The 22918-nt window shown below is 49.6% G+C and carries 18 protein-coding genes; 6 read left to right on the forward strand and 12 right to left on the reverse strand.

Annotated elements, in window-relative coordinates:
* Positions 1-24: 24 nt before the first annotated feature.
* Both aceB and KDM87_RS08360 read right to left on the reverse strand, forming a co-directional pair.
* Complete coding sequence (aceB, locus tag KDM87_RS08355; RefSeq protein WP_212678605.1) at positions 25-1611, reverse strand: malate synthase A; 1587 nt, start codon at positions 1609-1611, stop codon at positions 25-27.
* Positions 1612-1642: 31 nt separating this feature from the next.
* The gene (locus tag KDM87_RS08360) at positions 1643-2320 is read right to left on the reverse strand and encodes a haloacid dehalogenase type II (RefSeq protein WP_212678606.1); all 678 of its coding nucleotides are present in this window, start codon (positions 2318-2320) and stop codon (positions 1643-1645) included.
* A 176-nt stretch (positions 2321-2496) separates the two neighbouring features.
* Between KDM87_RS08360 and KDM87_RS08365 the strand changes: the two genes are divergently transcribed.
* The gene (locus KDM87_RS08365; RefSeq protein ID WP_212678607.1) at positions 2497-3402 is read left to right on the forward strand and encodes a LysR family transcriptional regulator; all 906 of its coding nucleotides are present in this window, start codon (positions 2497-2499) and stop codon (positions 3400-3402) included.
* 71 nt (positions 3403-3473) lie between these two features.
* Here the strand turns inward: KDM87_RS08365 and KDM87_RS17880 are convergent, their stop codons facing one another.
* On the reverse strand, positions 3474-5192 hold the full coding sequence (locus KDM87_RS17880) for a methyl-accepting chemotaxis protein (RefSeq protein WP_212678608.1): 1719 nt from the start codon (positions 5190-5192) through the stop codon (positions 3474-3476).
* Between the two features lie 217 nt (positions 5193-5409).
* Complete coding sequence (locus KDM87_RS08375) at positions 5410-5613, reverse strand: cold-shock protein (RefSeq protein ID WP_162021796.1); 204 nt, start codon at positions 5611-5613, stop codon at positions 5410-5412.
* A 462-nt stretch (positions 5614-6075) separates the two neighbouring features.
* Here KDM87_RS08375 and KDM87_RS08380 point away from each other — a divergent pair, with 462 nt between their 5' ends.
* Positions 6076-6534, forward strand: a complete 459-nt coding sequence (locus tag KDM87_RS08380; protein ID WP_230407635.1) for a hypothetical protein — start codon at positions 6076-6078, stop codon at positions 6532-6534.
* Complete coding sequence (locus KDM87_RS08385; RefSeq protein ID WP_212678609.1) at positions 6531-7559, forward strand: CapA family protein; 1029 nt, start codon at positions 6531-6533, stop codon at positions 7557-7559. The genes KDM87_RS08380 and KDM87_RS08385 overlap by 4 nt, the downstream gene beginning before the upstream one ends.
* Here the strand turns inward: KDM87_RS08385 and KDM87_RS08390 are convergent.
* The 4 genes from KDM87_RS08390 to KDM87_RS08405 all read right to left on the reverse strand — a co-directional run bounded on the left by KDM87_RS08390 (position 7546) and on the right by KDM87_RS08405 (position 10010).
* A complete protein-coding gene (locus tag KDM87_RS08390; RefSeq protein WP_212678610.1) occupies positions 7546-7845 on the reverse strand; it encodes a 2Fe-2S iron-sulfur cluster-binding protein in 300 nt (99 codons plus the stop codon). The two genes, KDM87_RS08385 and KDM87_RS08390, sit on opposite strands and share 14 nt — an antisense overlap.
* 90 nt (positions 7846-7935) lie before the next feature.
* Positions 7936-8232, reverse strand: a complete 297-nt coding sequence (locus KDM87_RS08395; protein ID WP_186883713.1) for an SCP2 sterol-binding domain-containing protein — start codon at positions 8230-8232, stop codon at positions 7936-7938.
* Between the two features lie 87 nt (positions 8233-8319).
* Positions 8320-8973, reverse strand: a complete 654-nt coding sequence (locus tag KDM87_RS08400) for a class I SAM-dependent methyltransferase (RefSeq protein WP_212678611.1) — start codon at positions 8971-8973, stop codon at positions 8320-8322.
* A gap of 95 nt (positions 8974-9068) precedes the next feature.
* On the reverse strand, positions 9069-10010 hold the full coding sequence (locus KDM87_RS08405; RefSeq protein WP_186883715.1) for a CysB family HTH-type transcriptional regulator: 942 nt from the start codon (positions 10008-10010) through the stop codon (positions 9069-9071).
* A gap of 168 nt (positions 10011-10178) precedes the next feature.
* On the opposite strand from KDM87_RS08405, the gene KDM87_RS08410 reads away from it, so the two are divergent.
* Positions 10179-12386 (forward strand): patatin-like phospholipase family protein, encoded by a 2208-nt coding sequence (locus tag KDM87_RS08410; protein WP_212678612.1) that lies wholly within the window; start codon positions 10179-10181, stop codon positions 12384-12386.
* A gap of 113 nt (positions 12387-12499) precedes the next feature.
* Here KDM87_RS08410 and KDM87_RS08415 read toward each other — a convergent pair whose 3' ends face one another.
* Positions 12500-13489, reverse strand: a complete 990-nt coding sequence (locus KDM87_RS08415; RefSeq protein ID WP_212678613.1) for a fumarylacetoacetate hydrolase family protein — start codon at positions 13487-13489, stop codon at positions 12500-12502.
* A gap of 205 nt (positions 13490-13694) precedes the next feature.
* On the opposite strand from KDM87_RS08415, the gene KDM87_RS08420 reads away from it, so the two are divergent.
* Positions 13695-15536, forward strand: coding sequence for a DUF885 domain-containing protein (locus KDM87_RS08420; RefSeq protein ID WP_212678614.1), 1842 nt, complete (start codon positions 13695-13697; stop codon positions 15534-15536).
* A 266-nt stretch (positions 15537-15802) separates the two neighbouring features.
* The gene (locus KDM87_RS08425) at positions 15803-16684 is read left to right on the forward strand and encodes an HDOD domain-containing protein (protein ID WP_212678615.1); all 882 of its coding nucleotides are present in this window, start codon (positions 15803-15805) and stop codon (positions 16682-16684) included.
* A 73-nt stretch (positions 16685-16757) separates the two neighbouring features.
* Here KDM87_RS08425 and KDM87_RS08430 read toward each other — a convergent pair whose 3' ends face one another.
* The 3 genes from KDM87_RS08430 to acnD form a co-directional block, all read right to left on the reverse strand.
* The gene (locus tag KDM87_RS08430) at positions 16758-18653 is read right to left on the reverse strand and encodes a propionate--CoA ligase (protein ID WP_212678616.1); all 1896 of its coding nucleotides are present in this window, start codon (positions 18651-18653) and stop codon (positions 16758-16760) included.
* A gap of 320 nt (positions 18654-18973) precedes the next feature.
* Positions 18974-20164, reverse strand: a complete 1191-nt coding sequence (gene prpF / locus KDM87_RS08435) for a 2-methylaconitate cis-trans isomerase PrpF (RefSeq protein ID WP_212678719.1) — start codon at positions 20162-20164, stop codon at positions 18974-18976.
* 137 nt (positions 20165-20301) lie between these two features.
* Entirely contained in the window at positions 20302-22893 is a 2592-nt protein-coding gene (acnD, locus tag KDM87_RS08440; RefSeq protein ID WP_212678617.1) for a Fe/S-dependent 2-methylisocitrate dehydratase AcnD, read from the reverse strand.
* Between the last annotated feature and the right edge of the window lie 25 nt (positions 22894-22918).

A 22918-nucleotide genomic window follows, 5' to 3' on the forward strand; every position in this document is an offset into this window, starting at 1 on the left:
TGAATATCGACTATGACAAGCCGATTAAATTTCTTCGTACAAAGGCAGTGTCAGGAATTCTGCAAAATCGGCAGAAGTCGACATTTCTTCGAATATCTGCGCTGCACGGTCGTACGTCGCGCCGTTGCCAGCCACTTCTTTGACCTTCGCCAATTCTTCAGGAATCATCGCGCGCACCATGTCGGCAGTGACTTTACGGCCATCTTCCAGGTTACCCTTGGCTGAACGTATCCATTGCCAGACTTGCGAACGGCTGATCTCTGCCGTTGCCGCATCTTCCATCAGATTATGAATCGGTACACAACCATTGCCTGCCAACCATGCGCCGAGATAATGAATACCGACGTTGATGTTGTAACGCAGACCTGCTTCTGTAATCGGTGTTTCAGGCTGGAAGTTCAGCAAATCTTTTGCAGTCACTTCGATATCAGGACGCTGCTTGGAAATCTGATTCGGAGCATCGCCCAATACTTTTTTGAACTCAGCCATCGCCAGATCCACCAAACCAGGATGAGCAACCCAGCCGCCATCGTAACCGTCAGTCGCATCGCGCGCTTTATCGTTACGCACGCCGCCCATCGCGATTTCATTTTTCTCTGGATCGTTTTTGATCGGGATCAGCGCGGCCATACCGCCGATCGCTGGCGCATTACGCTTGTGACAGGTTTTCAGCAGTAACAAGGCGTAAGAGCGCATAAATGGCGCAGTCATCGTGACTTTAGCGCGATCTGCGAGACAGAAATCTTTATCGTTTTTGAATTTTTTGATGCAAGAGAAAATGTAATCCCAACGACCAGCATTCAGGCCAGAGCTGTGTTCGCGCAGTTCATACAGAATTTCATCCATCTCAAATGCAGCAACAATGGTTTCGATCAAGACAGTCGCTTTGATCGTGCCTTGTGGAATGCCGATTTCATCTTGTGCCATCACAAAAATATCGTTCCACAAACGCGCTTCCAGATGCGATTCCATTTTCGGCAGGTAGAAATACGGACCTGCGCCACGAGCCAATTGCTCTTTGGCGTTATGGAACAGGAACAACGCAAAATCAAAGATGCCGCCGGAGATGCGTTTGCCATCCACCAGCACATGCTTTTCATCCAGATGCCAGCCGCGTGGACGGACAACCAGCGTCGCAATCTTGTCATTCAGCTTGTAGGACTTACCGTTTTGTTCGAGGCTGATGGTGCGGCGAACGGCGTCGCGCATGTTGATCTGACCAGTGATCTGATTATCCCAGTTTGGTGTATTGGAATCTTCAAAGTCAGTCATGTAACTATCTGCGCCAGAGTTAAACGCATTGATGACCATTTTTCGTTCAACCGGACCCGTGATTTCTACGCGGCGGCATTCGAGTGCTTTAGGAATCGGTGCAATCTTCCAGTCGCCTTCACGGATATGCTTGGTTTCTGGCAAAAAGTCTGGTGTCTCACCGGCATCCAGACGCTTTGCACGCTCAACGCGGGCGGCAAGCAACTCCTGGCGACGTGGCTCAAATGCACGGCTCAGTTTGGCAACCAGCGCCAGTGCTTCTGGCGTCAGAATCTGTTCAAAACCTGGTTTGATTTCACCAGTAATCTGCATACCTGCAGGTAAGTTCAGTTGTGTCATGCTGCTCTCCTAGAAAATAAAACAAAAATAATTACTGCATTTGTTCAATAAAACCGGCTACATCCCTGAGCGAGCGCCCTGTTCCATGCGGCGTCACGCCTAATTCTTCCAGCGGTGCATCATGGCGATTCACCCAGAATGTTGTATAACCAAACCACGTTGCACAGCACACATCCCAGGCATTCCCCGAGACAAATAAAATATTCTTTGCAGGCAATCCGAAAACGTCCGGGCCCAGTTGATATGCCTCCGGCGCAGTTTTGTACTTTTTCACTGAATCAACAGACAATAAATGGCTGAAGATACCTTGCATACCGACCGCATCAACAGCGGCTTGCAACATGTGCGTGGTGCCGTTCGACAAAATAGATAGCTTCATTCCGCTGGCACGCAATTGCTGCAATACCTCAAGATTTTCGGGAAACGCATCCAGCCGTGCATACTGCCCCATCAGCGCATTTTGCGCGTCCAGCGTCAGATCTAACTGTAATTTCTTGCACGTGAAAATCAAGGCATCCTGCGTCACTTCCCAGAACGGCTTATACATACTGCACATCGTGCGTAATTGCGTGTATTCGATCTGTTTGCTGCGCCACAATAATGCCAAAGCATCGCCCTTACCGGGGAACAGCTTGTCACCTAACTGGCTGATGGAGTACACATCAAACAAGGTACCGTAGGCATCAAAGGCAATCGCACTGATAGACATGTCACTCCTCAAACCGACAATAAATGCACTATGCATTTCTGATGAGTACAGTATATTCAATAAAAACCAACATAAATATACAGTTTTATCACTTTATCTTTTACTTTAAGTTAAAAATAGATGCACAATAATTCTTGTATGCTGACCACCTCCCAATCTTCACCCGGCGAGCAACTATGGATCAATTCAAACAAATTTCAACTTTTGCAGAAGTTGCCAGCCGTGGCAGCCTCTCTGCTGCTGCACGTGCCGAAGGTGTTGCGCCGGCCATGATCAGCAGAAGACTGGATGCACTGGAAGAACGCCTGGGCGTAAAGTTACTCCAACGCACAACCAGAAAAATCGCGTTAACCAACGAAGGCGCCTCGTTTCTGGAAGATTGCCAGCGCATACTCACAGATCTCGAAGCAGCAGAGTCATCGGTATCCGAACGCAATGCGCACGCCAGCGGGCTGCTGACCGTCTCTGCGCCCGCTGGCTTTGGTCGCCAGCATGTGGCGCCTTTGATTCCCTCTTTTCTGAGTGAGCATCAGGATTTAAAACTGACGCTGAGCCTGAATGATCGCGTGGTCGATCTGATCGGTGAAGGCGTGGATGTTGCGATCCGCATTGCGTCACTCACCGACTCGAATCTGATCGGCGTTAAACTCGCCGACAACAAGCGTGTCGTCGTCGCATCGCCGGATTACCTTAAACGCCATGGTGTGCCTCGCAGCATTGATGAATTAAGCAGTCACAACTGCCTCGCATTCAGCGCCGATGGCAGCCAGCGCGGCTGGACCTTCAGGCAGAATGGTAAAAATATGACGGTAAAAGTTGACGGTAACATGGTTTGCAATGACGGTGAAGTCTTGCATGACTGGGCGGTTTCCGGCAAAGGGCTGGCGTGGCGTTCCATGTGGGAGGTCGGTGCCGAGATTGAATCTGGCCAGTTGATCACCGTACTCGATGAGTACACCGCGCCGGGAAATGACATTTATGCGATATTTGCACAACGCCGCCATCTGCCTTTACGGATCAGAGCATTCGTCGATTTTTTAAGGCAGGCATACAACAAGCCCGACTACTGGAAGAAATTCTAAAAAAATTCTAAGAAAAAATGAGTAAAAAAACGGGCGCTTCAAGCGCCCGTTTTATCATCGTTCAATGCTGATTAAAACTCTTCCCAATCATCTTCTTTCGCTTGCTTACTGACTTTCTGCGAATGAGAAGCTGCCGGAATTGCAGCGACTTTGGCAACTTTTGCGACCGGAGCAGGTGCTGGTGCGGGTTTCACAACTGGACGGGCTGCCACCGGAGCAGCAGATCTGTGTAGCGTACCCGCCGCATTTTCCTGCAGTTTAAAAATACCAACGGCCTGATTCAGATTATTTGCCTGATCACGCATACTACCCGCAGCGGCAGCGGCCTCTTCAACCAGCGCCGCATTTTGCTGAGTCGCCTCGTCCATTTTTGTAATTGCCTGATTAACCTGTTGAATACCATCGCGTTGCTCTGCGCTGGCTGCAGTAATTTCAGCCATGATATCGGCAACACTCTGGATAGAGGATACGATTTCATCCATCGTCTTACCGGCATCATCCACCAGACGTGTACCCGCTTCAACCTTATCAACCGAATCTGCAATCAGTGTTTTAATTTCTTTTGCAGCGCCAGCAGAACGTTGTGCCAGATTACGCACCTCGGTTGCTACCACAGCAAAACCTCGTCCTTGTTCGCCGGCGCGAGCCGCTTCCACCGCAGCATTCAGCGCCAGAATATTGGTCTGGAAGGCAATGCCATCAATCACACCAATAATATCGACGATTTTTTTCGAGCTATCTTTAATCGACGACATCGTATGAACAACATCACCCACAACTTGTCCGCCACGGGTAGCCACCTGCGAGGCAGCGACTGCCAAGGTATTCGCCTGACGCGCATTGTCCGCATTCTGCTGCACCGTAGATGTCAGCTCTTCCATCGACGAGGCTGTTTCCTCAAGGCTCGCGGCCTGTTGCTCAGTACGGGAAGATAAATCCATATTGCCAGTCGCGATTTCATCCGCAGACAACGCAATCGAGCTACTACCCTGACGCACTACAGTCACCGTCTGAATCAGGCTTTGACGCATATTTTCCAGGCCAGCTAACAACTGCCCCATTTCATCTTTTGAATCAGGTTTGATCTGATGTGACAAATCGCCATTACCAATAGCATCAAACTGCTTGAGCGTAAAACGTAAAGGATGAGAAATCGCACGCAACAACAGATACGCCGAAATGAATACACCAACCAGACCTGCCATTACACCCAGCACATCGACCCAGACAAATATCGTAAATTCTTTTTCACTTTGCGCCAGCAGTGACGAGGATGAATTGAACTGGTACACAGCCAGCTTGCCAACATCATCCGAATACGCGGTAAACAATTTTGGTACGTTTGCGACGTTCAGTTTATCAGCCTCTTCAGTATTACCTGCTTTCAATGCCGCCAGCAAAGGCAGATAAGCATTTTTGAGAAATTGCTCGCGAGTCGACGCTGCCGTATCGGCAATTTTTTTCTCTTCGGCGTCTTGCGGCAAACTCTGATATTTGCTCCACGCTTCATCTGATTTCTTTAAAAACTCTTCGGCACGCGCTACTGTAGCGGCAAGCGTAGTACTGTCAGGATGAGCGATTGCCCGATCCACGACAACCCGCGATCTCAACAAATGATCTCTTGCCTCGCTCAATGCCTGAACCGAAGGGAGCTGATTCGTAAATAACTCCTTGATTACGGTATTACTATTATGCACACCATAGATACCCATCAATCCGCCTATGGTCAGCATAATTGCCATCACTCCCATAGTACCAATGAGCCGCAATCGAATCGTTAAATTGAACATTATTTAATTTCCTTTTTTATGCCCGAATAGGTTCAAAGAAGAATACAAAAATTGAGAGGAAATGTATTGATTGAAGACAACATTTTCTTTTGTCGGTAATCGAAGTATAAAGTCCTTATCGCAGTTTAGCGACTGACTTTTTTTAAAAAGACAAAAAAAATCCCCGACGAATCGGGGACTTTTACAACAAGGCTTATAAAGCCATTTAACGTCTGAATTACAGAGGTTGAATGTTAGAAGCTTGTTTGCCTTTAGGGCCTGTCGTTACTTCGAAAGAAACGCGTTGGTTTTCTTTCAAAGATTTGAAGCCGGAGGATACGATTGCAGAGAAGTGAGCAAACAAATCTTCACCACCTTCGTCTGGAGTAATGAAACCAAAACCTTTAGAATCATTGAACCATTTAACAATACCTGTTGCCATTACTATTTCCTATTTCAGTTAATGTGGGCATGTGCCCGGTAAATCGTTTCAACCAAGTAAGAAATGACAGACTGATACTGCACTACCACTTTGAATCTCAACGACTATCTGATTATACGCACAATTTTTAAGAGAAAGTAAAATAAAAATGTGATTAACGAGAATTATCCTCATTTTTGGTCTTTTTTCACCACTATGAGGCATACGTCACAGACTTTTCGGGCACCGCAGCAGCAGAAAACTCAAACATCGTCACGGCACAGAAAAATAGCGATTGAGTACTGAAAGAGTCAACAATCAAAATAGCCGCGATATCCATTTATTCCGCTTCAAAATCTGAAGCGTATACACGCAGCCCTCCCCGAACGTTGACAGTGAAAAACGGAAACGACCGGCCTCTTTGCAATCTCACCAATCGCTGCAATAATGCTTTTCCATTTTTCAATCAAAAATGCCGTTAACATGAGACAGAAGAAACCTATAACAATCCAAAGCAACGGCCATTATCAATATTATCAACGCTTGTTTTCAGCATCGTTTTTTTTAATTTGCTTATGCACAGCCCCCATCAATGCTCATGCAATGCCGTGGTTGCGCTGCGTGGTGGGCTACGCAGGTAGCACGCAACTTATCGAAACAGGAGTAACCAACGATCCCTACGCTGTTGAGTCAGTCGATATCAACGGCCGTTTTAAATTTAAAGCAGTGATGAACGGTAGCGCCAGCACTATCAATTACATCAAGCTATATGCGTTTTTCCAAACAAGGTCTGCCGACGTTCCGATTCATCAGGCAACTTACTACCCACCATTTCAGTTAAGCAAACAAGAAACGCCATTCACGCCGAAGAATTCTATTTATGCAGGTGATGTCGAACGCGAATTGCAATATCAATGCACGCTGGAAGATAAACAACCATGATATTCCACCTCTCAACTGTAAAAAAAATCCTCGCGGCATCTATTACGCTGCCCCTCCTGCTGCAACAAGCGCATGCGGACGATAAAAGTCGTAGTGTCAGCATACTGTTTGCGGGCGATATCGTTCTTGATGGCATGCCGGGAAAAATGATCGCCGAGGGGAAGGATCCACTGGCTCCATTTTCCGACATATTCAAAACAACTGACATCAGGGTTGCGAACCTTGAGTGCGTCGTCGCTACATCTGGTCATGCAGCAGATAAGAATTTCACCTTCCGTGCAGCACCAAAAACGCTCGCCACCTTACGTCGGCATTTTGATGCGGTCTCGATTGCCAATAACCATTCCGGCGATTTTGGGCGCGAAGCATTCACAGAGATGCTCAGCCATCTGAATCAATATCAAGTGAAATACTTCGGCGGCGGACGTCAGCTGCACGAAGCACACGCACCTTTACTGATAGAAAAAAATGGCCTGAAAATCGCACTTCTGGGATACAACGAATTCATGCCGCGTAGCTTTGAAGCCACCGCCAGCGAAGCTGGTGTCGCCTGGAGCGAAGATGAGCAAGTGGTTGCAGATATAAGAAAAGCGCGCACAGAATCCGGCGCTGATCTGGTTATTCCATTTATGCACTGGGGCTGGGAAAATGACAAGCATTCAACTGCGCGCCAACAGCAACTGGCCCATCTGATGATCGATGCAGGTGCTGACGCTGTCATCGGCGGGCATCCACACGTTATTCAAGAAACAGAACAATACAAAGACAAACCAATCATTTACAGCCTTGGTAATTTCGTCATCGACGAATTAGACAATGAGCCACAGACCCGCGGCTGGATAACCAGGCTGGAACTCAATAAATCCGGGGTCAAGGCGTGGGATACGCGGCTGGCAAAAATCAATCAGGATGGCGTTCCGATGCCAGTGCCGGAAGCCGCGACACCTTGCTGGCAACAGGGAGATGCGAGCATCAAACTTTGCAGCAATGCCAAAATCGATTTCGTCTCCACTAAAAAACCTTAACTGCATCAGGAACATCAAGAGTGACATCACTTTCGGCGAGGGCAACGCATGGAAGTATCCATCCTTCTGATTTTTCGTCAGCACTCAAACCCGGCCACTCTATACGATACGAAACGGAACCTTGCAGCAACTTGCACATGCAGGTTCGACAGGTTCCGTTTCGACATGAGTTAGGCAAACGCACCCCGGACAATAAGGCAGCCTCCAGCAAGCTGTCATCAGGTCCGGCCATACATTGCCAGCCTGATGGTTGCACGTTGATTTGCCTGCTTTTGACTTCATCCATATTCACCTCGCTCACCACAACATAAAAAAAGCCGCAGCATCCATAACGATCTGCGGCTCTGTCTGGCAAAACGAACTTGCCCGCTGAATTTTAGACGACGGTTTGCAAACGCATAGCCACACCCATATCGCCGGCGACTTTCAGTTTGCCCATCATAAAACCATTCATAGGATTCAATTGCCCAGTCAGCAATGCGGCTAGATCAGCCAACGCAATCGTGATCGTGCAGGACGCTTCTTTATTTTCGTTGGAGACCGTGTTTGGGGATGCGACTGCATCAACGAAAACAACGCCATCAGCACCGCAGTCGAATTTCAAAGTAGCGTTCAGCCCACTGTTATCACCAACTTTAGAACGTATCGTTTCTGTGCAAGCTTGCAAATCCATGTCTGCTCCTTTTATTGAAATGACCCGCAATGTAGCATACGAAAGAATCAGGAAACAATGGAGGATCAATACTAGAATCGCGCCCTGTCACTTAAGGATGCAACTGAGCAACCAGTAGTGTTCATTTCTGTAAATACGGATATCCCGGACAGCCGGTGCAAATTTCTTCCGCAACGCACTGTCAGTTGGAAAGTTTTTTACTATTTCAACCCGGCTACCGTCTTCCTGCATACGGAGTTGGTAGGTATTCCCCTCGGCGTCCGTACGCGCTATCGGCGTACTACTCCCCTCTACGTAGATATTGTCGATCAGCACAAGCAAACTCCCCTTACCTGCCCCACGACTCAACTTTGCCAGTAAATCGGTCTGCTGTTCGCGCTTGATGTGCGACCATAAAAATCCGGCAAAACATGCCGTGTACTCACCGGCTTTCGCTTCTGGCAAATCGAACACATCAGCAATGCCGAAATGAACTCTATCGGACTGGTAACTCTTAGTTTGCGCAATATCCAGCATTGCCTGATTCACGTCGGTCGCATAGACCGATTCAGCAGATGGAGCATATTTTTCTGTCCAGTAACCCGTACCACAAGCCACTTCGATTACTTTATGGTTTTTCATTAAGTCAGCAATGCGTTGCTGCATATCCTGCAAATCCTGCTGACGTTCAGGATACTGGTAAATCTGCTCAAGTGAGTTGGCGCGCTGAGCATAATAATCACGCATGGTGTTTTCAATCATACTTATTTCTAATCTAGTCAAATTTTTTAACAACTCATTGCGTTTCACGGACTTCACTTCAGTCCATCCGAGGACAGAAAATCCCGGTGCGAGAATCACAAATCGTAATTATCCTTATTGCCTTGCAAAACGCTATCGACCATCTTGCGTGTCAGAGTCGGATTCAGCAATTCAATAAAAGTGTAAATATAGCTGCGTAAATACGCCCCCTGCTTGATCGCGACCCGCGACACATTCATGCCAAACAAATGGCCGACAGGAATTGCACGCAGATGCTTGTCGCGCTCGGCATCAAAAGCCATACCGGCAATAATACCGATGCCCATACCTAATTCAACATAGGTCTTAATCACATCGGCATCGATCGCCTCCAGTAATACATCGGGTTTTAAATCCCGCAACTGAAATGCGTGATCAATTTTGCTGCGTCCAGCAAAAGCCGAGTCATAAGTCACCAGCGGATAGTGTGCGATCTCTTCCAGCGTCACATTCTTCAGCTTTAATAATGGATGCTCGGGCGGTACGATCACCACATGCTCCCACTGATAGCAAGGTAAAGAAATTAAGCCATCAAAGCCTGAGATAGACTCCGTTGCGATCACCAGATCTGCCTGATCGCGCATCACCATCTCCGCAATTTGCTTGGGATTCCCCTGCAACAAAGACAAACGCACCTTTGGATACTTTTGCATAAACGCCTGCACCACCTTAGGCAAGGCATAACGTGCCTGCGTGTGCGTCGTGGCAATGGTAAAGCTGCCACTGTCCTGCGCCGCATATTCCTTGCCTATGCGCTTGAGACCATCGATCTCTTGCATGATCAGCTCCACCGATTTCAAGACCGCCCGTCCGGGCTCAGTCAAACCACGTATCCGTTTGCCGTGGCGGGTAAATATATCAACCCCCAACTCTTCTTCCAACTCAATAATTGCCTTTGAAACACCTGGTTGCGAAGTAAATAAAGCTTTCGCCGCCTCAGTCAGATTAAAATTCTGCCTGACGGCTTCTCGTACAAAACGTAATTGATGTAAGTTCATGGGGAGCGCTAAATAGTTGGCTTATGCTTTTAAATTTAAAAAAGCTAAGTTGATATACTTCCAGCAGTATATAGAGACCAAGACAAGAATTCCATGCTCAATCGACTTTCATTTTGTTGGAAACTGCTTTTTATCAGTTTACTTACATGGGTGAGCCTCCCTTTAAGTATGCATAATGCGCGTGCAGAAAGCACTACCGTGCAGCATCTGCAAATCAAAGCACCTAAAATATGCCTGGTATTATCCGGAGGCGGCGCCCGTGGTTTTGCGCATATCGGTGTACTAAAACAACTGGAAGCGATGCACATTCCCATCGATTGCATTGCTGGAACCAGCATGGGTGCGGTTGTCGGTGGTCTGTATGCAGCAGGCCTGCCGGCAACAGAAATAGAAAAAAGACTGGCAAGTCTGAAGCTCAATGACATCGCTCTGGATCGCGTTGACCGCCGCCAGTTACCACAATCAGTCCGCGAAGAAGACGAGCAATATCCGTTAGGCGCCACTCTGGGGCTGAGTGCGAATGGAGTCAAGTTGCCTGCGGGTGTTGTGCAAGCCAGTCAGTTTCAGGAACTGTTGCAAAACTGGACCGCTCACCTGCCGCCGGATATTAACTTCGACAATCTGCCGATTCCATTCAGAGCAGTCGCTACTGATCTCGAAACCGGAAAAATGGTCGTCTTCAACAAAGGCTCATTGCACAAAGCGGTGCGCGCCAGCATGGCTGCGCCCGGCGTCTTTGCACCGATAGAAATAGACGGAAAATTATTATCCGACGGTGGCCTGGTTCGCAACCTGCCAGTGGATATTGCACGTAACATGGGTGCAGATATCATCATTGCAGTGAATATAGGCACACCATTAATGCCAAGAGATCAGCTACAAACCTTGTTCAATGTCAGTCAGCAGATGGTGAATATTCTGACAGAACAAAACGTCAATGTACAAAAAGGCCTGCTCCGCCCGGAAGACGTTCTGATTGAACCTCAGTTGGGCAATATCGGCTTCATGGATTTTGACCGTTCAAAAGAAGCCACGGCCATCGGTGAGAAAGCAACGCAGAATATCGCTGCCAAACTTGTCGCATTACAATTACCAGATCATCTGCATACAGCAACCCAGCAACTGCGTCTGAATCCGCAACTTCCTCCATTACGCATAGGATTTGTTGACATCGAAACTAATGGCGCGATCCCTGAGAGCGACATCCGGCGTCAGTTATCGATTAAAGTCGGGACGATGTACGACGCCGAAGAAATCAATCGTAAACTTGCCATTCTGAATAATGCGCGTGAATTTGACAGTATTAACCACGAGCTCGTTCAGCGCGGTGACGAATATGGCATTCGCATTAATGCGACCGGACGAAACTGGGGGCCACACTTCCTGCGTTTTGGTCTGAGTCTGTCAAGTGGCTTTGAAGGCGCTGGCGGATACAGGCTGCAAGTCGGTCACCGCCGCCCCTGGCTGACTGCAGGTGGACTTGAATGGCGAAATGACATCGAATTCGGCAACATGATCAATTTGCGCACAGAATTGCGTCAGCCACTGTTTGAACGTGAGGGGATGTATGCTGCCCCCTATCTTGCCTATAACGAAAATACGCTGAACTACTATAAAGACGGAGTCAGGCTCGCAGAATACACTTTGCGCTCGGAAAAAGCCGGCGTTGATCTCGCCTTCCGTATCGGCGAACAAAGCGTTCTGGGCGAAGCTCGGGTCGGCGTGAATTTTAATAGCTACAGCGTTCGTCCTAAGCTCGGCGGCTTACTGATCAATAATCTGGATGGCAGTCAGTCAAACGGCAACCTGCCCAGCGCCGACCTACAGCAGGTTGGCATCAAAACCAGCGTCATCATCGATCAGCTCAGCGACCCCAGTTTTCCGCGCGAAGGCTACAAATTCGACAGTAGCCTGTTTGTTGGTTTAAACAGTCCGAAAAAAACTTACCAGGAACTGAGTCTGAATACGATATGGGCCAAAAGTGTCAACAATCATAGCGTCAATCTGAAGCTCAGCGCTGCTGGCTTATTTCAGAACGATGCGCAAATCCGGGGAATAGGTTCTATGCTAGGCGGTTTTCAAAAGCTTTCAGCCTATCAACCTGATCAGTTCAGCGGTAACTACATGCTATATGGCAGCGCCACGTATTTATTACGTGCTGTGAATTTTGAAATGGCGGGACAAAGCCTGTTTCTCGGCACCTCGTTAGAAGCGGGCAATACCTGGAACACCAGCAAAGAAATAACTGCGGCATCTTTACGTAAAAGCATGAGTCTGTTTGCCGGATTCAACAGCTTTATCGGCCCTATCTACCTCGGCTTCGCTTTTGGACAAAATGGTGCGAGAAATATTTTCTTTCAGCTGGGCAGGCAATAATAAAAAAACAGCGATGCCGGATAGCATCGCTGTTTTTTTTTCGAAAAAGTGGTTTAAAAACGATGGCGTAACTTGACGAGCGACGCAGTTTTTACTCAATAAGAGGTGACATGTCAGACTCCGTCCGCCTCAACAACACTTTGATCAATCGCACCGAAAATTGATTTTCCATTTTTATCCAGCATTTCGATTTTAATGCTGTCGCCATATTGCATGAATGGCGTCAGGGGCTCACCAGTGGCGATCATCTCCAGTGCACGTTTTTCAGCGATGCAGCTATATCCCTTTGCCGCATCCTTATTCGATACAGTTCCCGAACCGACGATGGAACCAGCTCGTACATTCCGTGTTTTGCACAAATGGGTAATCAATTGCGGGAAAGAAAACACCATATCTACGCCGGCATTCGGCTGCCCGACAAGATTGCCGTTCCAGCTGGATCGCAGCGGCAGATGGACTTTCCCATCCTTCCACGCATCACCCAATTCATCAGGCGTTACCGCTACCGGAGAAAAACTGGTCGCAGGCTTAGACTGCAAAAAACCGAATCCTTTTGCCAGTTCTGCTGGAATCAGATTCCGCAACGAGACATCATTCACCAGCATCAGTAAGCGTATCGCTTCCCCTGCATGCTGCACTTTCACTCCCATTGGGACATCGCCAGTAATGACCGCGATTTCACTTTCAAAATCAATTCCCCATTCCGCTGAGCACATAACAATGTCATCGCAAGGCCCGATAAAATCATCGCTGCCGCCCTGATACATCAAAGGATCATGCCAAAAACTATCCGGCATTTCGGCATTTCGGGCTTTGCGCACCAGCTCAACGTGATTCACATACGATGAACCATCCGCCCATTGAAAAGCGCGCGGCAAAGGCGCCATGCAATTCTGCGACTCAAACTCAAAACTATTCACCGCTCTGCCAGCGTTTAATCTGTCATACAACTCACCGAGTTGGGGAGCAATGAAATTCCAATCGTCCAGCGCACGCTGCAATGTTGGCGCAATACCGTCCGCGATACAGGCCGTTTTTAAATCCCTGGCCACAACCACTAATTGTCCATCACGCGATCCATCTTTAAGAGTAGCAAGTTTCATCAACATTCCTGAGGTAATTCGGTTAAATCTGATTTTACCTGAAGATGTTTCAGGTAAATTGCGTAAGCATGGTGCTGACAATAAATTGCTCGGAACAAAGAGACATGCTGACATAAAATAGCAGCCAGACTCGCCAGCTAAAAACCATTTAACACCACTTACTAGTGAGAATGCTGGCATATACTATTTTTCAGGACATCATCACATGTTGCTACGTCGTTCAATCTCTTTATCTGTGCTTGCTCTCAGCATCAGTTGCCTGGGCAGCGGAATACCTTTAACGTACGCAGAAAATCTGCCATCGTCGGCAGCAGCGCCAACACACGCAGCGCATTCCGTCACTGCAGCGAAAAAACTGGCGGCACTGGCGGAGCGTTACTATGAAACACAGGCTCAATTTGAACCGATAGCCGCGACCTATAACGGCGACAGCCGCTACGACGACAAATTGCCCCAGACTTTAAATCCGCTAATCAAGGCAAAACAAATAGCCCAGTTGAGTCAGATATCAAAAGCACTGTCGGCTATCCGGCGCAATGCACTGAGCACGCCTGATCAGGTGACTTATGATTGCCTGCAATTTGAAATCGCAGCAGCCATTCGCATGTCGAAATTTAACGACAGGCTCATGCCAGTCAATCAAATGGATAACGTGCCACTGACACTGGCACATTTCGCCAGTGGGCAAAGTGCGCAATTGCTAAAGACCGTTCCCCAATACGACAATTATCTGAACCGGATCCGGCAGTTGCCAGAATGGTTGCAACAGGCAAGCACCAATATGCGCGAAGGAATGCGTCGTAAGATTGTGCTGCCAAAAGCATTGGTGATTTCAATGTTGCCTCAGTTCGCGCAACTGGTAACAGAACAGGCAACTGAACATCCGTACTATCTTCCGGTCAAAAATTTTCCGGCGGAATTTACCGAGGCAGACAAACTGCGCCTGAGCAAAGTCTATCAATCCACGATACAAGAACAAGTGCTGCCTGCGCTACGCCGCTTTAATCAATTCCTGAAAGACGAGTATTTACCTGCAAGCCGCGAAAGTACAGGATGGAGCGCTTTGCCGGGCGGTGCACAGTGGTATCAGGCCTGGGTCGAGGATCAGACGACAACACATCTGACACCAGAACAAATTCATGCGACCGGACTTAAAGAAGTCGCCCGCATCCAGCGTGAATACGCGGCTCTGGGGCCGAAGCTCGGCTATCAGGGCAAACCTGAATCCCTGCCTGAATGGATGGAAGCGCAAACAAGCTACCGCCCATTCAAAACCGAAAAAGAAGTGCTCGACGCTTATATTGCGATTGATGGCATTGTCAGAAAAAAGCTGCCGGAATTCTTTGAAAAAACGCCAAAAGCAGCACTGGAAATTCGCCCTGAACCAGAAATCAGCCGCGAAACAGCATCCGACCACTACACAGCACCAGCTATTGATGGCTCTCGCCCAGGCGTATTCTGGGCGGTGATAAATAAGCCTGAGGATTACGCCACCACCGGAATGAAAACCTTATTCCTGCACGAAGGGCAACCGGGGCATCATTTTCATCTGGCGACCTTACAAGAGTTAGATGTGCCGAAATTCCGCAAGGTCGGCGGCAATAATGCCTATACAGAAGGCTGGGCGCTTTATGCGGAAACCCTGGGGCGTGAAATGGGTTTGTTTGAAAATGACCCAGCGGCCTATTATGGTCATCTGAGCGATGAGATGCTGCGCGCGACCCGACTGGTTGTCGATACCGGCATGCACGCCAAAGGCTGGACCCGCGAACAGGGAATCCAATACCTGCAACAGACACTGGGATACAGTGAAGCCGTTTCGCGCCAATGTATAGAACGCTATATGGCATGGCCGGGACAGGCATTAGGATACAAGATAGGCTCACTCAAAATTATGGAATTACGCCGGAAAGCACAAGACACGCTCGGTGATCGTTTTGACTTGCGACGTTTCCACAATGTCGTATTGAGCGATGGCACGCTACCACTATCCTTGCTTGAAACAAAGGTATTGAAGTGGATCAATGACCAGAAACAAATGAAATAAAAAATGAAATAAACAAAGAAACATTTACGTATTTTTACAGAAGCTTGATTGACCTTCAGTGTCAAGTCGAGCAGAATGAGGCAATGATATTCATTGCCTCATAACTTCATTGTTAAAATTAACACTTACAATGTAATGAATGGTATTTGGGGCTGAGCCGCAGCAACGGTGACAGAAGCAGTAAATCGAGTTTTCTCTCTCCGGTGGTGTAGCAGGCAAACGCAAACCGGAAACATCAGCGACGTTTAACCAACATGACCTCTGCGATGAACAGATCCACAGCGCTTAAATACATTGTTGAACAAGCCAACAACGGCGACCTGGTATTCCCCACGAATATCGCTGCGTCCGTGAAAATTCAACAAGCGATCAAAGACCCCGAATGTTCAGCAGATCTTGCTGCCAGGCTGGTAATGAATGAGCCGCTGCTGGCGGCACGCGTGGTGGCAACGGCAAACTCTGCAGCGTATAGCAGGGGCAATATCGTCAACAACGTGAAAGCAGCGATCAACCGTGTTGGGTTTGCCACCCTGAACGCAATAGTGGCGTCGATTGTGGTCCGGCAGTTAGCCGGCAGCAGCAAAGACAGACATATTCAGGGCATGGTCAGTACGTTGTGGGAGCATTCAGCGCAAGTTGCCGCGCTGTCACGGGTCATTGCACGCAAAATCACGAAAGTTGATCCAGAAACGGCGATGTTCGCTGGTATCGTGCATGAAGTCGGTAATTTCTATCTGTTATCGCGTGCCGAAGAATTCCCATCTTTACTCGAAATCGAATATCCAATCATAGAAGCAAGCGAAAAATCGGTGTCTGAAGATCCGCTGGATGAGGACGAGGGTGATTCAAGCGAAGCGATTATTGGTCGTGCGGTCATCCAGACTCTGCAACTACCGCCAACCGTCGTGGAAGCGCTGGAGGCTCTGTGGTTTGGCTTGCGGGCAATGCCACCAGAAACGCTGGGCGACACCATCTTACTGGCGAATGAGCTGGCCAGAACAAAATCACCGTTTGACTACAATTCTTATGCAGAAGCAGGACAATTCGCGTCCGAAATCGATTTTGTTGTCGGCGACGGTACGCTCAACAGCATACTGGAAGAGTCTGACGAAGAGGTCAGCAGCCTGACATCGGCGCTGCTGGTGTAAAACAACAACAGTAAAAAAGAGGTGGATATGCGGTCTATGCATATCCACCTCTTTTTATGCTGAGAACATCTGACTATACCTTCTGCCCAACCACATCCTTGATTTGCGCTAATGAATGCGGATCTTCTATCGTCGTCAGATCGCCCGCATCCCGTCCTTCGCAAATCGCTTGTATCGAGCGGCGCAGTAATTTACCCGAACGGGTTTTAGGCAACATTCCAACAAAATACACACGAGATGGTCTGGCAACCGCACCAAGTTGCTTATCTACAACAGCCATCACCTCCGCTTCCAATGCCTGTTTTTGCTCTGGCGTTGTCGCAGCATCAGGATGCTTCAGTGTCGCGAAAGCGACAGCAACCTGCCCTTTGAGCTTATCTTCAACACCGACCACAGCAACTTCAGAAATCTGCGGATGACTGGAAATACTCTCTTCGATTTCACGTGTACCAAGACGATGGCCAGCAACATTAATCACATCGTCGGTGCGGCCGAGAATGAAGTAATAGCCATCTTCATCTTTGATGCCCCAGTCAAAGGTTGAATACAACTGTTCATGGGCAAAATTTGCCCAGTAGGTACTGACGAAACGCTGGTCATCGCCATACACCGTTTGCATACAACCCGGCGGCAAAGGACCACGAATCGCCACGACGCCTTTTTCATTCGGGCCGCATTCGGCTCCCGTCATTTCATTAATGATCTGAACGTTGTAACCATACATCGCGACACCGGGGCTGCCCAGCCGTGTCGGCGTATTCTCAATCGCGCGGGCGACCGACAGAATTGGCCAGCCAGTTTCTGTCTGCCAGTAATTATCAATAATCGGCACACCAAGCTCGGTCGCAATCCAGCTAGAGGTTGTTTCATCCAACGGCTCCCCCGCCAGATAGAGCGCCTTCAGCGAAGATAAATCATATTTCTTCATCAGTTCAGGCGGATGTTTTTTCAGCACACGGATCGCTGTCGGCGCAGAAAACATACGCGTCACTTTGTATTTTTCAACGATGCTCCACCAGATGCCAGCATCGGGACGTATCGGTGTGCCTTCGTACATAATCGTCGCCATCCCCGCAATCAGTGGGCCATAGACGATATAAGAATGCCCAACCACCCAGCCAATATCGGATGTCGCAAAATAGGTTTCACCGGCGTTGCCGCAATAGATATGCTTCATGGATGCCGCCAATGCTACCGCGTACCCACCGACATCGCGCTGCACGCCTTTCGGTTTGCCAGTCGTGCCGGATGTGTACAGCACGTACGACATTTCGTTGGATTCCAGCCAGGTTACCGGCACCGGTGTCTGCATGTGTTGTGCACGCAATGCCGCGTAGTCGACGTCACGTCCCGCGACCAGCGTCATCGCATCGAGACCGCGATTCACAATCAACACATGCGCTGGCTTGTGTTCGGCCAACTCAATCGCGTCGTTTAACAATGGCTTGTATGGAACAGCCTTGCCACCGCGCATGCCAGCGTCCGCCGAAACAACCAGTACCGGCTTAGCATCGTCAATACGGGTTGCCAGACTTTTTGAAGCAAAACCACCGAACACCACAGAATGCACGGCACCGATACGGGCACAAGCCAGCATCGCAAACGCCGCTTCCGCAATCATAGGCATATAAATCAGAACACGGTCACCGCGCTGCACACCCAGCGATAGCATGATGGCCGCCATGCGTTGCACTTCCTGATGCAACTCAGCAAAGCTATACACTTTCTCTGTATTGGTTTCGGTAGAAATCGCAATCAGCGCCGCTTTATCCGGCTGCGTTGCAACCCAGCGATCGACCGCGTTATAGCAAAGATTCGTTTCGCCGCCGACAAACCACTTGGCAAATGGTGGTTGGCTGGTATCAAGTACCTGCTGGTAAGGTTTGTGCCAGTCGATCAGTCTGGCCTGCTCATCCCAGAATGCAGATGGATTTTGTATCGACTGCTGATAAAACGCTGCGTATGACATACTCTCTCCTATTTTTTATTGTGCTGCATTCCGGGTCAGCGAAATGCGAATGAACCTGTAAGTTTTATGTAAGCGACCAAGAAAAAACGCGACCGTTTAACGGGTCGCGTCTGATGAATTTTTGCGTTATTTCTGAGCTTGAAGCACGATGCGAATGCGAATATTTGCGTGATTTTTTCAGCATCGCTAGCAGCCGTTGCTGTAAGTGCCTTAGCCGCAAACAAAGCGACCGCAACATACACCGGCACTCTTTTCCCAAGAGCGCCAGCGTATTCAAGCAGTGAATGATGCGGTCAGTTGACATACGATGGTGTATAAAATCAGAACGTGTCGCCGGGAATACGGACCCAGCCTTCCATCAGCACGCGGGCACTGCGGCTCATGATGGCTTTTTTGACAGTCCATTCGCCATTCACCTGCTTTGCTTCCGCACCGACACGCAAGGTGCCGGAAGGATGACCAAAGCGCACTGCATTGCGTTCGCCACCACCGGCCGCCAGATTCACCAGCGTGCCTGGAATCGCTGCTGCAGTACCGATCGCAACAGCTGCCGTGCCCATCATCGCGTGATGCAGTTTGCCCATAGACAAAGCGCGCACCAGCAAATCGATTTCCGCTGCATTCACTTGTTTGCCGCTCGACGACACGTACGACTGCGGTTGAGCAACGAACGCCACCTTCGGCGTGTGTTGGCGTTGAGCCGCTTCGTCAATATGCTTGATCAGGCCCATGCGCACGGCACCGTAAGCGCGAATCGTCTCGAACTTTGCGAGCGCAGCAGCGTCACTGTTGATCGCGTCTTGCAACTCAGTTCCGGTATAACCTATCGCTTCGGCATTCACAAATATCGTTGGAATACCGGCATTGATCATTGTCGCTTTCAGTGTGCCGACGCCAGGCACCTCCAGATCATCAACCAGATTCCCAGTCGGGAACATGGAGCCGCCAGCCCCCTCTTCATCGGCGGCCGGATCCATGAATTCGAGTTGCACTTCCACAGCTGGAAAGGTCACACCATCAAGTTCAAAATCGCCGGTTTCCTGCACTTCCCCATTGGTGATCGGTACATGGGCGATGATGGTTTTACTGATATTTGCCTGCCAGATGCGTACTACGGCGACACCGTTTTGCGGAACACGGCTCGCATCCACCAGACCGGCGCTGATCGCGAAGGAACCGACTGCCGCCGACAGATTGCCGCAATTGCCGCTCCAGTCAACGAAGGCTTTATCAATCGACACCTGACCGAACAGGTAATCGACATCGTGATCTGCCTTGCTGCTTTTAGAAAGAATCACTGTTTTACTGGTGCTGGAGGTCGCACCACCCATGCCGTCGATCTGTTTACCGTAAGGGTCGGGACTGCCGATCACGCGTAACAAAATCGCGTCACGCGCCGCACCGGGCACTTGCGCTGCGGCAGGTAAATCCTGCAAACGGAAAAACACGCCTTTGCTGGTACCGCCACGGATATATGTCGCGGGGATTTTAATTTGAGCTGGATGAGCCATCATTCATCTTTCGTATTTTTCTACACCTGAAAACTGCTTGTAACCTACTGTGGCCTGGTGTGATCTATGCAGCGATCGCGATCTGACTGCCACGATGGCGCGGACAACGCGCCATCGTTCGGCTGCACAGACTTACATCAAGCAGCTTTTGTGGATTCCAAAAAGTCCTGAGCAAAACGTTGCAACACACCACCCGCTTCGTAAATCGAGACTTCTTCCGCAGTATCCAGACGGCAGGTCACTGGCACTTCGACGCGTTCACCGTTTTTACGATGAATGATCAGCGTCAGCGTCGCGCGTGGTGTGCGTTGCCCAACGACATCAAAGGTTTCGCTGCCGTCGATATTCAGCGTCAGGCGGTTCACACCTGGTTTGAATTCCAGCGGCAAGACGCCCATACCGACCAGATTTGTGCGGTGAATACGTTCAAAGCCTTCAGCAACAATCACTTCCACACCCGCCAGACGCACGCCTTTGGCCGCCCAGTCACGCGAAGAACCCTGACCGTAATCCGCACCAGCGATGATGATCAATGGTTGCTTGCGTTCCATGTAGGTTTCAATCGCTTCCCACATGCGGGTCACTTTACCTTCTGGTTCTATGCGTGCCAGCGAACCGGCTTTCACTTTGCCATCGACCTGCACCATTTCATTCTTCAAGGTTGGGTTCGCAAAGGTCGCGCGCTGCGCCGTCAGATGGTCACCGCGATGGGTTGCGTAAGAGTTGAAATCTTCTTCCGGCAAGCCCATTTTTGCGAGATAAGCACCCGCCGCACTGTCGAGCATGATCGCATTCGATGGCGACAAATGATCAGTCGTGATGTTGTCACCCAATACCGCCAAAGGACGCATGCCTGTCATTGTGCGTGGCGCGGCGAGGGCACCTTCCCAGTACGGTGGACGGCGAATATACGTCGTTTGTGGACGCCAGTCATACAGCGGGCTAACCTTCTCACCATTGTCAGCCTGAATCGCAAACATAGGCTCGTACACCTGACGGAACATTTCCGGTTTGACGCTGGATTTCACAATCGCATCAATTTCTTCATCGGTAGGCCAGATGTCTTTCAGACGAATTTCTTTGCCATCCACAACAGCCAACACATCTTTTTCAATATCAAAACGGATGGTACCGGCAATCGCATACGCAACAACCAGCGGTGGCGATGCGAGGAAGGCTTGTTTTGCATACGGGTGAATACGTCCGTCGAAATTACGGTTACCGGACAACACCGCCGTCGCGTACAAATCACGGTCGATAATTTCTTGCTGAATCACAGGGTCGAGCGCACCGGACATACCGTTGCAAGACGTGCAGGCATAAGCAACCACGCCGAAGCCCAGCTTTTCCAGATCATCCATCAGACCGGCTTCTTCCAGATACAGCGTGACAGCTTTCGAGCCTGGCGCTAAAGAAGATTTCACCCAAGGCTTACGTGTCAGTCCCAGCTTATTCGCATTGCGTGCCAGCAGTGCTGCGGCAATCACATTGCGCGGATTACTGGTGTTAGTGCAGCTGGTGATCGCTGCGATAATCACGGCGCCATCCGGCATTTGTCCTGGCACTTCATCCCATTTAGCTGCGATGCCTTTAGCGGCCAGATCGGCTGTTGCAACACGCGCATGCGGATTCGAAGGGCCAGCCATATTACGCACGACGCTGGATAAATCGAATGTCAATACGCGTTCGTACTCAGCGTTAATCAGGCTGTCTGCCCACAGACCAGCTGCCTTCGCATAAGTCTCAACCAGTTTCACCTGTTCATCGCTGCGGCCGGTCAGCTTCAGATAATCAATGGTTTGCTGATCGATCGCGAACATCGCCGCTGTCGCACCGTATTCCGGCGCCATATTCGAAATCGTGGCACGGTCACCGAGCGTCAGCGCAGCAGCGCCAGCGCCGTAAAACTCAAGATAAGCGCCAACCACTTTTTGCTTACGCAGGAATTCAGTCAATGCCAGCACCACGTCAGTCGCAGTGATGCCTGGTTGCGGGCGACCTGAGAGTTCCACACCGATGATATCCGGCAGACGCATCCACGATGCGCGACCCAGCATGACGTTTTCTGCTTCCAGACCGCCAACACCAATCGCAATCACACCCAGCGCATCAACGTGTGGTGTGTGGCTGTCGGTACCGACCAGCGTATCAGGAAATGCCACACCGTCTTTTGCATGAATCACTGGTGACATGCGTTCCAGATTGATCTGGTGCATGATGCCGTTACCCGGCGGGATCACATCGACATTTTTAAACGCTTTTTTGGTCCAGTTAATGAAGTCAAAGCGATCTTCATTACGACGGTCTTCAATCGCACGGTTTTTAGCGAACGCATCAGGATCAAAACCACCGCATTCGACGGCCAGCGAGTGATCGACAATCAGTTGCACAGGCACGACAGGATTGACTTGCGCCGGATCACCGCCCTGCTCTGCAATCGCATCACGCAAACCCGCCAGATCGACCAGCGCAGTCTGACCCAGAATATCGTGACAGACCACACGCGCCGGGAACCACGGAAAATCAAGTTCGCGTTTGCGTTCTATGAACTGCTTCAGAGAGTCAGTCAGGGTCGCAGGATCGCAACGACGCACCAGATTTTCAGCCAGTACGCGTGAGGTGTAAGGCAGCTTGTCATAGGCGCCGGGTTGAATCGCATCGACTGCCGCACGAGCGTCGAAAAAATCCAGTTGGGTGCCGGGGAGTGGTTTGCGGTTTGCAGTGTTCATGGCTTATTCAGGAATATAGGATGTT

The organism is Cognatundibacterium rivi (assembly GCF_018139565.1).
Classification (GTDB): Bacteria; Pseudomonadota; Gammaproteobacteria; order Burkholderiales; family Burkholderiaceae_D; genus Undibacterium; species Undibacterium rivi.